Annotated in this window: 9 protein-coding genes and 2 rRNA genes (1 of these 11 cut by a window edge); 4 read left to right on the top strand and 7 right to left on the bottom strand. The window is 44.1% G+C overall.

The window, feature by feature from the left end; translation table 11 throughout:
* Positions 1–108 precede the first annotated feature (108 nt).
* A complete protein-coding gene (locus tag CPIN_RS07190) occupies positions 109–288 on the top strand; it encodes a hypothetical protein (protein ID WP_012789104.1) in 180 nt (59 codons plus the stop codon).
* 123 nt (positions 289–411) lie between these two features.
* On the opposite strand, the gene mnmE is transcribed toward CPIN_RS07190, so the two are convergent.
* From mnmE to CPIN_RS07165, 5 genes are all read right to left on the bottom strand, one after another.
* Positions 412–1,797, bottom strand: a complete 1,386-nt coding sequence (gene mnmE, locus CPIN_RS07185) for a tRNA uridine-5-carboxymethylaminomethyl(34) synthesis GTPase MnmE (RefSeq protein ID WP_012789103.1) — start codon at positions 1,795–1,797, stop codon at positions 412–414.
* A 99-nt stretch (positions 1,798–1,896) separates the two neighbouring features.
* The gene (locus tag CPIN_RS07180) at positions 1,897–2,736 is read right to left on the bottom strand and encodes an energy transducer TonB (protein WP_012789102.1); all 840 of its coding nucleotides are present in this window, start codon (positions 2,734–2,736) and stop codon (positions 1,897–1,899) included.
* Between the two features lie 42 nt (positions 2,737–2,778).
* Positions 2,779–3,372 (bottom strand): ExbD/TolR family protein, encoded by a 594-nt coding sequence (locus tag CPIN_RS07175; RefSeq protein WP_012789101.1) that lies wholly within the window; start codon positions 3,370–3,372, stop codon positions 2,779–2,781.
* A gap of 73 nt (positions 3,373–3,445) precedes the next feature.
* Positions 3,446–4,102 carry an ExbD/TolR family protein gene (locus CPIN_RS07170; RefSeq protein WP_012789100.1) on the bottom strand — a complete coding sequence of 219 codons (657 nt, stop codon included), beginning with the start codon at positions 4,100–4,102 and terminating at the stop codon, positions 3,446–3,448.
* Between the two features lie 70 nt (positions 4,103–4,172).
* Positions 4,173–5,033, bottom strand: coding sequence for a MotA/TolQ/ExbB proton channel family protein (locus CPIN_RS07165; RefSeq protein ID WP_012789099.1), 861 nt, complete (start codon positions 5,031–5,033; stop codon positions 4,173–4,175).
* Between the two features lie 740 nt (positions 5,034–5,773).
* On the opposite strand from CPIN_RS07165, the gene CPIN_RS07160 reads away from it, so the two are divergent.
* The 3 genes from CPIN_RS07160 (at position 5,774) to CPIN_RS07150 (ending at position 10,359) form a co-directional block, all read left to right on the top strand.
* The gene (locus CPIN_RS07160) at positions 5,774–8,335 is read left to right on the top strand and encodes a zinc-dependent metalloprotease (RefSeq protein WP_012789097.1); all 2,562 of its coding nucleotides are present in this window, start codon (positions 5,774–5,776) and stop codon (positions 8,333–8,335) included.
* Between the two features lie 149 nt (positions 8,336–8,484).
* The gene (locus CPIN_RS07155; protein WP_012789096.1) at positions 8,485–9,507 is read left to right on the top strand and encodes a LacI family DNA-binding transcriptional regulator; all 1,023 of its coding nucleotides are present in this window, start codon (positions 8,485–8,487) and stop codon (positions 9,505–9,507) included.
* Positions 9,508–9,534: 27 nt separating this feature from the next.
* Positions 9,535–10,359 carry a hypothetical protein gene (locus CPIN_RS07150; RefSeq protein WP_012789095.1) on the top strand — a complete coding sequence of 275 codons (825 nt, stop codon included), beginning with the start codon at positions 9,535–9,537 and terminating at the stop codon, positions 10,357–10,359.
* A gap of 64 nt (positions 10,360–10,423) precedes the next feature.
* Here the strand turns inward: CPIN_RS07150 and rrf are convergent.
* Positions 10,424–10,535: ribosomal RNA gene (gene rrf / locus CPIN_RS07145) — 5S ribosomal RNA — on the bottom strand.
* A gap of 109 nt (positions 10,536–10,644) precedes the next feature.
* A 23S ribosomal RNA gene (locus CPIN_RS07140) occupies positions 10,645–12,891 on the bottom strand; it runs 633 nt beyond the window's last position.

Raw genomic sequence — 12,891 nt, 5'->3', positions numbered from 1 at the left:
AGGTGTCTCAGGTACAAATACAGGTTGTTTATGTTCACTTGCGGGGTCTTTGAAATAATTGTATGTCCCTTTTATCCGGCCCACCCGCCTTGGTGTAAAGAAATCAGGATGTATTATCCCTTCTTCCAGGCATTCGAAATGATGCGGCGTATTTGCTGGTATGCGTATGGCATTACCTACTTTGAATATACAAACGTGATCGTGGATAATGACGCGTACACTGTCTTTCTGCCTTTTGCATTTCAAAATACCGAAGGTGGCATTTTCTCCGCAGGCTATGAAGATTGATTGTAGTGGAAAAGTGAAGGTACGTTTGGAGGGAGGATAGGTATGTTTTGAGCTTGTATGAAGGTGGAGTTGTTTGTCGACAGCTCCACCTTATAGTTATTTCATCTGATGATAAGCTGAGGTTTATTTTCCTATACAGAACTTACTGAATATAAAATCGAGCTGGTCTTCATTGGTGATCTGTCCTGTTATCTCTCCGAGATAATGCAGGCATCTTCTGATATCCAGTGACAACAAATCACCCGGTAACTGGCTATCCAATCCGAACCTGACATCCTGCAATGCTTTTAATACTTCCTGTAAGGCTGCATAGTGCCGGGCATTTGTAACGATCGTATCTTCTGTATTGATATCGCCGCTCATTACTTTTTGTACGAGGCGATCTTTTAATTCCTGTATATGTTCATGCTGTTTAGCGGATATATACAGGATCCCTTCAACGGTGGCAAATTTCTCCTGCATAGCAGCCAGACCGTTAATATCGGTCTTGTTGCCGATCAGCAGATAGTTGATACCTTCATTGACGAATGTATCCACCTGGGCCTGTAGTTCTGAAAGCGATGTTTCATTTACATCAAAAAGGTAAAGTACGACACCTGCTTCCCTGATCTTTTCCATTGTCTTCTGTACACCGATGCTCTCAATCACATCTGCGCTTTCACGGATACCTGCAGTATCGATAAGCCTGAACAGGACACCCTGAATATTTAATACCTCCTCAATGGTATCACGAGTAGTGCCGGCAATATCGCTTACGATGGCCCTATTTTCGTTCAGCAGGGTATTCAGCAAAGTGGATTTACCTGCGTTGGGTTTACCCACGATAGCGGTATTAACACCGTTTTTGATGACGTTTCCCATACGGAAGGAGTCCACCAGATGTTGAACAACTTCGTTGGCTTCATTAATAAGGCGATATAGTTGCGTGCGGTCGGCAAATTCTACGTCTTCCTGACTGAAGTCGAGTTCCAGTTCTATCAGTGCAGAGAAACTGATCAGTTGTTCCCGGAGGGAGTATAATTCTTTGGAAAAGCCGCCCCTCATTTGCTGCATGGCCGTCTGGTGACTGGCAGCAGAGTTACTTGCGATCAGATCTGCTACGGATTCTGCCTGGGTAAGGTCCAGTTTGCCGTTCAGGAAGGCGCGCAGGGTATATTCTCCAGGCTTCGCCATACGTGCGCCGGCATGGATGCAGGCGTCTATAATCTGTTGCTGGATGTAGGGGGAACCGTGACAGGAGATTTCCACGATCTCTTCACCGGTGTAAGAGCGGGGGGCTTTATACAGACTGACTACGACTTCATCGATGGTGCGTCCACGGTCGACGATAGATCCAAAGTGAAGGGTATGACCAGCTTGCTGGTGGAGATCTTTGGCGGGGAACAGGGAGTTACAGATGTCAATAGCTTTTGTACCATTGAGGCGGATCACTGCTATTGCTCCTATGCCTGGCGCTGTAGCCAGGGCTACTATTGTATCGTCGTATCCTGTAAGATTATTCCCTAACATAATTTTTCACAATTCAGGCAGCAATATACCAATAAATAGAAAAACCCGGTCCTGGCTATGCCTGGACCGGGTTTTAAGATAAATATCCTTAGCTCTCTGCTACTCTTGCAGCGTAAAGCGGATAGGCAGGTTGAACTGTACAGATACCTGACGGCCGTTCTGTTTACCAGCTTTCCATTTAGGCATTATTTTTACCACACGGATTGCTTCTTCTTCCAGACCACCACCTTTCGCAGCACCTACAGTTTTCACATCTTTGATGTTACCTTCTGAGTCTACTACGAACTGTACGAACACAGTACCTGAGATCGCATTTTCCTGCGCAACGCGAGGATAGTGGATGTTTTTGCTCAGGAACTTAGCCAGCGCTTCCTCACCACCAGGGAAGGTAGGCGGCTGTTCTACGAAGGTGAAGATCTCTTCTTTTGGAGGAGGAGGAGGAGCTTCTACCACACCAGTACCTTTACTATCTTCCAGTAATCCCGGATCGATACCGTTAGGATCACCTTCTACAGTTTTAGTACTGATTGCCTTATTCTCAATTTCCTTGATTTTAGGCGGTACTTCATCTTCTGGTACTTCTTCATCCTTCTTGATTACGGGAGGAGTGAATTGTACGGATGGTTTCACCGGTGGCGGTGGAGCAGGTGGCGGTGGAGGCGGAGGTGGAGTTTTCGGATCATCCGGAATCTTCACGTCCTCCATTTTGATCTGCTCTATAACAGGTTTCCTATCAGGATTCTCCCGTTCTAATTTGTTGATATAATTACTGATTGCATAACCTGCGATTACAACCAACATCAGTGCAGCACTACCGATAACGGCGTTACGTACCCTTTTGTCGTATTGTCTTCTGAGGTCATAAGCCCCATATTCCTTATTCCTGTTCTCAAACAGGATATCCAGAAAATCGGACTTTAAGACTTTAGCGGAATCCATTGTTTAAATTTTAAGGATGGATACAAAGAAATTGTTTCTAAATTACTTGGAGCCACCGCCGTTAGCTGTTTCCGTCTGCTGGATCCAGGTTTTATCCTGATCGCTGATGTCAACTGTAGCATAACGTTGAATGCGGTTAATGGCCATTTCGTCCAGAATGTCAACGAAGTCCTTGTATGTAGCATCATTATCAGCTTTAATGATAATCACTACATCTTCAGGCTCTCCCTTTGAGTTCCTTAATTGAGCAACCTCATCACGCTTTTTGATAATTACATCTCTGATGCCGCCAGTATTAGCAAACGTAGTTGCTTTGAAAAATTCAGGATTTGCCGAAGCATTCGGATCCTGTGCCAGACCTTCGTAGTAGTATACGCGATCTTTTTTTCCAAGCAGTATAGTGAGTGCAGTACTTTCTTTTACCTTGTTCTGCTCTTTCTCATCCTTAGTATCTTTCGGCATGATCAAGTCCATTGTTTTGGGCTTGCTCATAGTCGTAGTCAACATGAAGAAAGTGATTAGCAGAAAGCCGAGATCCACCATTGGAGTCATGTCTACGCGTGTAGACTGCTTCTTGGATTTCGTACCCTGGTGTTTACCTTTCCCACCACTACTGCTGGTATCCATTTCTGCCATAGTAGCTCTTTTTTTTAGTTTTCAATAGCAACTCAGCACCTCGGTGCTGCCTGCCGTTTACTTGAAATCTGTTTTATTCGTCGGACTTTCCTTCGGCACGAGCTATAGCTGCTGCAGATCCTGCAGGAGCAGCTTCCAGGTTCGTAACCAGGTTCAGCTTCTGAATCTTTTTCTCCTTGAAGGTATCCAGTATGTCCTTAATTACAGGATAAGGGGTACCATTGTCGGCTTTGATACAATACTGCAGCTTAGGGTTTCCACCTTGTGCAGATCTTGCATACTCGATCCATACAGCAACTTCATTATTGGCAGAGTCAGAAGGGATACCTTTTTCAAGACCAGCTTTCTTACGCTCTTCAGGTTTCATGTCGAGGTAAGTCTTCAGGCTTTTAATATCCGTACCGATGCTGGAGCCAATGATAAAGTTATTCTTTTCCTTTTCGTTCAGACCGAGCTTATACTGTTGGTCCAGATCATTGATCAGCTGCTGCCTTTTAGGCTGGCCGTCCATGCTGAAGAATATTTTACCGTCCTTATCAACTGTCAGCATGATTACATCAGAATCTGGCAGCAGTTTAGTATTGATGGAAGACGGAGTTACCACAGTTACCGGCTCGTCCGGTTTAAATTTGGTAGCCAGCATGAAGAAAGTGAGCAGCAAGAAAGCCACATCACACATCGCGGTCATATCAACCAGCGTGCTCTTCCTGGGCATTTTAACTTTAGGCATCTTTACTCCTTTTTTAGTTTACTTTATATAGATTCAAAACTGCGCGATTTCCACACAAATAATCTAAAAATTATTTGTGGTTAGCTGCGAAGCTCTGAGTCAAAGTGAAACCAGACTCGTCGATTGCATAAGTGATGCCATCGATATTGGTAGTAAAGAAGTTATACATGATGATCGCGATAGCGGAAGTACCGATACCCAGAGCGGTATTGATCAACGCCTCGGAGATACCTAACGCCAGTTTAGCAGAATCTGGAGCACCACCTGCGGACATCGCAGAGAAGGATTTGATCATACCCAATACTGTACCGAACAGACCAAGCAGGGTAGCTACTGAAGCGATAGTGGACAGGAACACCAGGTTCTTTTCCATCATTGGCAGTTCAAGAGCGGTTGTTTCTTCGATCTCGTTTTTGATAGTCAGGATCTTCTGCTCAGTATCCAGCTCAGTGTTAGTGATCATTTCTTTGTACTTCTTCAGACCAGCTTTCATTACGTTACCTACAGAACCTTTCTGTTTGTCGCACTCAGCCAGCGCTGCGTCTACGTTTTTGTTAGCCAGGTGGAACTGAACTCTTCTTACCAGATCAGCACCGCTAAACTTACCTTTAGCTTTGTTGATATACAGGAAACGCTCAATTACGAAAGTAACACAGATCAGTAATACAGAAATAAGAATAGGTACAATAGCACCACCCTGATAAACTGTTGCGAACCATTTTCCGATACCTTCTTCAACTGGATGCGCGTTCGGACCTTTTATACCTCCCTGGAAGTTATCAGGACTACCTAATACAAAGATGTAGAAGAGAACACCTATAACGATACAGATAGGCACAGCCAGCAATGCGAATACATTGGATGACTTTTTAGGTTGATGAGAAGTTGCTTTGGCAGAACCTGCAGTCACAGTTGTTTTAGTCTCAGCCATGTTGATTGAATTTTAGTGTTAAAGATTAAACTATTGTTTTTTGTTATTTCTGCAATGTAAATACGTGATTCGCAAAGTTATACGGTTGACCCAAAAAAACAAGTGCAGCTCTCAAAAACTCACAAAATTTAACGCTGCCACCGAAAGCCGCCATCAGACGGCCTTCCATTCACTTGTTTATTGAGCATACACTTTATGTGTCAATTGTAACCTGTATCAAAGATTGGGCTACACCCCTTATGATTAATATCCTTGTAACCTGAAATTTATTGATTTTTTTCAAAGTTGGACGCACAATTTAAGAAATTTTTTAAATGTTCCAACAGAAATTTTCTGCGACATTTTTCTCTTCTTAACCGCCACCATCCGCACTTTGGGTCGTTTTTAACTTTCTCTGCATTACTTATAACGCCAAACAATCACTGCTTGTTACATGTCCGTTTTCCCCTTTCTAACGTGGAACAAAACCTTCATTGTCCGCTGAAAAACGTTTGTAATAGAGCCATTGCAGCATTTCATTCACTCTGTAATATAAGCATAAAAGATACCATATCAACAAATTTATTCATAAACACACCGCTATTATTTTTTACCCCTGGTATCTGCTTATTCCCCCGATCTCCATTCCTGTAACATTTTAAACGTTCATGGAATTCTCCGATAAGTTACTGCTTAATATGTGTATTTTCAACACTACCTGCCAAAATCTCGTTTAAACCGACCTTTTTTAATAAACGCAAATGAAGAAAAACACCATCCGTACCGTCGCCACAACAGCTGGTACGCTTCTGTTGATACTGAGTATCAACACTATGTCGATAGCACAAAAGCGAAAGAAGACCCAACAGGAACCTATTCCCGCTAAAGATTCGACTGCACGTCCGCCTATGCCCGCTAAAAGCGGTCCAAAAACAGCTCCCAAAAAATTCAGCGAAGTCATTACATCCGCTGCTGTAGCAGATTCCGGTCTGTTCAATATCTATAAGCAGGATGACAAAGTATTTTTTGAAATAGCTGACTCCCTCCTTGGAAGAGATATTCTCGTCGTAAACCGTATTTCAAAATCAGCCGCAGGCCTGCGCGCTGCAATGATGGGATACAGCGGAGACGAAATCGGTGAAAACGTGATCCGGTTTGAAAAAGGACCCAATAACCGCATTTTCCTGAAGAACATTTCCTATTCTGAAATCTCCAGAGATTCCAGTCAGCCAATGTTTAACGCTGTAATGAATTCCAACATACAACCCATTGCAGCTGCGTTTGATATCAAGGCTTTCTCTGAAAAAGGAAAAAGTACTATTATCGATCTTACTGAATATATCCAGGGTGATAACGATATCTTCTTCTTTGACTCCCGCGTGAAAGGCATGTTCAAACTGGGCGCCGTTCAGCAGGATAAGTCATATATAGTAGATGTCAAATCTTATCCTATCAATACAGAGATCAAAACAGTAAAGACTTATTCCAAATCTGGTGGCCAGCCTGGTCCAGGTATGCCTGTACAGGGTGGAAACGCCACACTGGAGCTGAACTCATCTATGATTCTGCTGCCAGCGGTACCGATGAAAGCCCGGTACTTTGATCCACGTGTGGGTTACTTTACCACTTCTGTAACTGATTTTGACCTGGATCCACAAGGCGTTAAACGCCTCTCCATGGTTACCCGCTGGAGACTGGAGCCTAAGCCTGAAGATCTCGAGAGATATAAACGCGGGGAACTCGTGGAACCCCTAAAGCCAATCATATTTTATATAGATCCGGCTACGCCTAAAAAATGGGTACCATACTTAATTCAAGGTGTAAATGACTGGCAGGCAGCTTTTGAAAAAGCAGGTTTCAAAAATGCAGTTGTTGCTAAAGTAGCGCCTACGCGTGAAGAAGATTCTACCTGGAGCCTGGAAGACGCTCGCTTCTCAGCGATCGTTTACAAACCTTCCGATATTCCTAACGCGAGTGGTCCTCATATTCACGATCCCCGTTCCGGCGAGATCATGGAAAGCCATATCAACTGGTATCACAACGTGATGCGTTTACTGCGTAACTGGTACTTTATACAGTGTGCGCCCAACGATGCCCGTGCACGTAAAATGCAGTTTGACGACCAACTGATGGGAGAACTGATCAGATTCGTATCCTCTCATGAAGTAGGTCACACACTAGGCCTCCGTCACAACTTCGGTTCCAGCTCAACCTATCCTACTGAGAAGTTAAGGGATAAAGCATGGACTAAAGAAAATGGTTTTGCAGCGTCTATTATGGACTATGCCCGTTTCAACTATGTAGCACAACCAGAAGATGGTATCTCCGGCGCTGATCTTTACCCTCGTATCAACTTCTATGATAAATGGGCTATTGAATGGGGCTATAAACTGATCCCTGATGCAGCTACAGCAGATGCAGAAAAAGCAGTACTTAATAAATGGACAGTTGAAAAACTGAAGGAGAAGAAATATTGGTTTGGTACAGAAATGAACCCTGATGATCCAAGATCACAGAATGAAGATCTTGGTGATAATGCAATGAAATCGGGTATATATGGTATCAAAAACCTGCAGCGTATTATGCCTAACCTCCTGACCTGGACGAAAGAAGAGAATGAAGGTTATGGCAATCTTACTGAACTCTATCGCGAAGTGAATACACAGTTTGGTCGTTATCTCGGACATGTCGCCAAAAACATTGGTGGTATATATGAAACACCGAAAACAGTAGAGCAGGAAGGCGGCGTATATGAAGCAGTGCCAAAAGTTATACAGCTGGAAGCTGTTCAGTTCCTGAACGATCAGGTATTCACCACACCTAAATGGTTACTTGATAAGGACATCTTATCGCGTACAGGCAACAACGCAACCACTATTGTCGGCGCGCGTCAGACCCCTGTATTAGATCGCATACTGAGTGCTAATACACTCGTAAAACTGATCAACAATGAAGCGAATGACGGCGCTGGCAGTTACCAGGCTACTGCATTCCTGAATGATGTTAAAAAAGGCATCTTCAGCGAAGTATACAGCAGAAAGAATATCGACGTATTCCGTCGTAACCTGCAGAAATCATATGTTGATCATGTTATTCAGCTGCTGGCTTCTAAAGACCAGTCTTCCATGGGTGGTATGATTATCATGTTCGGCCCTGCACCCGCAGATCCGACAAAATCAGATGTGAGCAGTATTGCACGTGCACATCTTGTATCTCTGCGTACCGATATCCGTGCCGCAGCTGCAACTATACAGGATCCACTGAGCCGTTATCATCTGAGCGATCTTGCTGAAAGAATCAGCCAGGCTCTCGAACCTAAATGATGCTACATTACTATAAAAGCAGAAAGGCTCCTACATGGGAGCCTTTCTGCTTTTATAGTGCTAATATTTAACGCTATGAAAATAATGCTGTTGCTTGTTATAAAAGTTGCTCAATATATCGCTATATTTATATACTGAACCTCAAGAATGTGAAAGAACGAAGTACTAAGATTACTATCTACGACATTGCCAGAGTGCTGAACCTATCTGCTTCCACGGTATCGAGAGCATTGCAGAACAATAAGCTGATCAACCAGGAAACCAGAGACAAGGTACGCCAGACGGCCACCGAAATGGGTTATGTACCTAACTGGATCGCATCCAGTCTGCGTAAGAACCGCTCCAACATTCTGGGCCTTATTGTACCACGTACTTCCATGTATTTCCAGAGTACAGCCATCAGCGGTATCCAGCACGAAGCACATAAATATGGCTTTAGTATTGTGATTGGCCAGTCTGATGATACTGTTGAAATGGAGAAAGAACTTGTCAATACATTTTTTTCTCTTCGTGTAGATGGATTACTCGCTGTATCTTCTATGTACACAACACACTATGAACATTTTACTCCATTCATAAAGAACAATATTCCACTGGTTTTCTATGACCGCGTTCCCACAGAATTTCCTGGTTATACCATTACCGGAGATGACTTCAAAGGAGGCTTTCTGGCTACAGAACATCTGATCAGACAAGGTTGTAAACGCATTGCATTGTTCTCAGGTATACTTAGCTGTAATCTTTATCAGCAGCGTCTAAGCGGCTATAAAACGGCGCTGGAAAAATATGATATACCTTTTGATGAACAACTTCTCTATGTTCATAACCTGACATCGGAGGCTGCCACTACGGCTTCACAGGAATTATTAGCTGCCACAGAACGACCTGACGGATTGTTTGCTGCGAACGATACATCAGCAGTAGCATTTATCCAGGAAGCCAAAAGACAACGCGTCGATATTCCCAAACAGATCAAGGTAGTAGGATATTCCAATGACCAGTCTTCAAGAATCATTACCCCTGCACTTACTACTATCGAACAATCCGGATATAAGATGGGCCAGAAAGCAGTAGATACTATTGTTAAACTGATCAATTATGGCGACACCATGAAGATCACCAAGCACTTTGTATTTCCTGTTGAATTGATTGAAAGGGAATCCAGCGAGTAAACAGTCACCGCTTAAACCCACTACGTTATGCGAAACTATTTCAACCTGCCTGCCACTGCATGTTGCAGTTTGCTATTGATCGTCTCTTCGTGCAACAGCCATATTTACGTTCCTAATACTGTCAATGAGCCCCTGCTGAAGGAAAAACATGAATTCAAGGGAAGCGTTTCTCCTACCAATTTCCAGGCGGCATTTGCTGTAAGCGATAACATTGCTGTAATGGCAAATGGTCAATATGTTTATGACTATAACATCAATATTGAGGACTCAGATGGAGAAGATCTCTTTGTAGATGATAATACCAGGGGAGGTGTATTAGAGGGCGCTGTGGGCTTTTTTAAGCCACTGGATCCTAAAAAGCGAATGGTCTTTGATGTGTATGGAGGTTATGGCAATGGCTCATTTAAAACGCTTGAAAAGGGCTATGAAAATACCCCTGATGCCATCCGCAATGATTACCTCTTACGCTCTCATTTCAATAAATTTTTCATTCAGCCAGGCATAGGCTTTTCACACCCGATTATTGAAGCAGCTTTTACATCCCGCTTTTCAATCCTGAAGTTCTATAGTCTTTATGCCGGTCCGAAGGCATTTGAAAATGAACCCGACCGGATGATAAATTATATGAGTATCGGTACGAAGACGCTGCCCTTTTACGAACCTGCATTTACATTCCGTGTAGGCTATAAGTACGTGAAGTTTCAGATGCAGCTGATGTTTTCGCTGTTGCTAAATGATGATACTTACGGTGGATATGAGTTCAATGAATATTTTCAGCCAGTTGCTTTTGGTATGGGTGCATCGATCAATATTGCACACTGGTATGATGATTTCAGAAAAAAAAAGAGGTAACAAACTTACAAACAGGTATAAAATAAAAAAGCTCCAAGACTTTCGTCCGGAGCTTTCTCAATAAATATGGCAGCTACCTACTCTCCCGCATGGTTGTGCAGTACCATCGGCCATAAGGGGCTTAACTTCTCTGTTCGGAATGGGAAGAGGTGAACACCCTTGGCAAAACCACCATAAGATCTTTAGTATGATCTCGTCTTTCAGTCAGCACTATTGCAGCGTTATCCTGACAGAAGACCAATAAGGTAACATATTGGGAAATTGTAATAGTATCACAAAAAAATAAAATTAAAGCTTACGGGCAATTAGTACTACTCGGCTTCGATGTTACCACCCTTACACCTGTAGCCTATCAACGTCGTAGTCTCCGACGGCCCTTAAAAGTAAACTCATCTTGAGGTAGGTTTCACGCTTAGATGCTTTCAGCGTTTATCCTTTCCGTACATAGCTACTCAGCACTGCACCTGGCGGCACAACTGATACACCAGCGGTACGTACGACCCGGTCCTCTCGTACTAAGGTCATGTCCCCGCAATTTACTAACGATCACAACAGATAGGGACCGAACTGTCTTGCGACGTTCTGAACCCAGTTCACGTGCCACTTTAATCGGCGAACAGCCGAACCCTTGGGACCTTCTCCAGCCCCAGGATGTGACGAACCGACATCGAGGTGCCAAACCTCCCCGTCGATATGAGCTCTTGGGGGAGATCAGCCTGTTATCCCCGGAGTACCTTTTATCCTTTGAGCGATGGCCCTTCCATACAGAACCACCGGATCACTTTAGCCAGCTTTCGCTCCTGCTCGGCTTGTCGGCCTCACAGTCAAGCACCCTTTTACTAATGCGCTCTGCGTACGATTACCAACCGTACTGAGGGTACCTTTGCGAGCCTCCGTTACTTTTTAGGAGGCGACCACCCCAGTCAAACTACCCACCAAACAATGTCCTCGTTGCCGAGTTAGACTCTAAACAACAGAAGGTTGGTATTTCAACGTTGACTCCACAACTCCTGGCGAAGCTGCTTCATAGTCTCCCAACTATCCTACACATCTGTTGTTCAAAATCAATGTTAAGTTGTAGTGAAGGTTCACGGGGTCTTTCCGTCCCGTTGCGATTAACCGGCATCTTCACCGATACTACAATTTCACCGAGCTCGTGGTAGAGACAGTGTCCAACTCATTAGACCATTCGTGCAGGTCGGAACTTACCCGACAAGGAATTTCGCTACCTTAGGACCGTTATAGTTACGGCCGCCGTTTACTGGGGCTTCAGTCAGAAGCTTTGGGTTACCCCGAACATCCTTCCTTAACCTTCCAGCACCGGGCAGGTATCAGGCTCTATACGTCATCTTTCGATTTTGCAGGGCCCTGTGTTTTTGTTAAACAGTTGGTTGGACCATTTTACTGAGACCGCATCACTGCGGTACGCCTTATCCCGAAGTTACAGCGTCAATTTGCCTAGTTCCTTTACCACGGATCACTCGAGCGCCTGAGGATACTCTCCTCGACTACCTGTGTCGGTTTACGGTACGGGCTGCTATAACCTAACCTTAGAGGTTTTTCTTGGAAGTCTGATTAGGGACATTATCAGCGCGGCCGAAGCTTTGCTGTACTATCGGGTTCATCATCTCATGCGGATTTTCCTACACAAAATATAACTACTCCCTTTAACGCACTATTCCGTAAGTGCGCAGTCCTTTCACTACTCCGTTACCCCATCGAAATTATAGCAGGTACTGGAATATTCACCAGTTTGCCATCAGCTACGCCTCTCGGCTTTGCCTAAGGACCCGACTAACCCTGATCCGATTAGCGTTGATCAGGAACCCTTAGTCTTACGGCGAATAGGTTTTTCACCTATTTTATCGTTACTTATGCCTACATTTTCTTTTCTAAACGCTCCAGCATATCTCGCGATACACCTTCAATGCAGTTTAGAATGCTCCCCTACCGATATCTACCTAAGTAGAATCCTAAAGCTTCGGTTGTATGTTTGATGCCCGATTATTTTCCGTGCTCAAACCCTCGACCAGTGAGCTGTTACGCACTCTTTAAATGAATGGCTGCTTCCAAGCCAACATCCTGGCTGTTATAGGATTTGAACTTCGTTTGTTCAACTTAACATACGATTAGGGACCTTAGCTGTTAATCTGGGTTATTTCCCTCTCGGCCATGGACCTTAGCGCCCACAGCCTCACTCCCGCAGATATATCATAGCATTCGGAGTTTATTAGGGTTTGGTAGGCGGTGAAGCCCCCTAGCCCAATTAGTAGCTCTACCTCTATGATAACTCTATATACGAGGCTGTTCCTAAAAACATTTCGGGGAGAACGAGCTATCTCTCAGTTTGATTGGCCTTTCACCCCTATCCACAGGTCATCCCATAGCTTTTCAACGCTAATGAGTTCGGTCCTCCAGTTTGTGTTACCAAACCTTCAACCTGCCCATGGATAGATCACAAAGTTTCGCGTCTACCCCTACTGACTTAAACGCTCTGTTAGAACTCGCTTTCGCTACGGCTCCGCAACTTAA

It is taken from the genome of Chitinophaga pinensis DSM 2588 (assembly GCF_000024005.1).
GTDB lineage: Bacteria > Bacteroidota > Bacteroidia > Chitinophagales > Chitinophagaceae > Chitinophaga > Chitinophaga pinensis.
This window is presented reverse-complemented; position numbering and strand designations above follow the sequence as displayed.

Bases quoted from the DNA above. Each gene is read 5' to 3' on its own strand.
- CPIN_RS07190 (WP_012789104.1), top strand. From the start codon at position 109: ATGTATTATCCCTTCTTCCAGGCATTCGAAATGATGCGGCGTATTTGC.
- mnmE (WP_012789103.1), bottom strand. From the start codon at position 1,797: ATGTTAGGGAATAATCTTACAGGATACGACGATACAATAGTAGCCCTG.
- CPIN_RS07180 (WP_012789102.1), bottom strand. From the start codon at position 2,736: ATGGATTCCGCTAAAGTCTTAAAGTCCGATTTTCTGGATATCCTGTTT.
- CPIN_RS07175 (WP_012789101.1), bottom strand. From the start codon at position 3,372: ATGGCAGAAATGGATACCAGCAGTAGTGGTGGGAAAGGTAAACACCAG.
- CPIN_RS07170 (WP_012789100.1), bottom strand. From the start codon at position 4,102: ATGCCTAAAGTTAAAATGCCCAGGAAGAGCACGCTGGTTGATATGACC.
- CPIN_RS07165 (WP_012789099.1), bottom strand. From the start codon at position 5,033: ATGGCTGAGACTAAAACAACTGTGACTGCAGGTTCTGCCAAAGCAACT.
- CPIN_RS07160 (WP_012789097.1), top strand. From the start codon at position 5,774: ATGAAGAAAAACACCATCCGTACCGTCGCCACAACAGCTGGTACGCTT.
- CPIN_RS07150 (WP_012789095.1), top strand. From the start codon at position 9,535: ATGCGAAACTATTTCAACCTGCCTGCCACTGCATGTTGCAGTTTGCTA.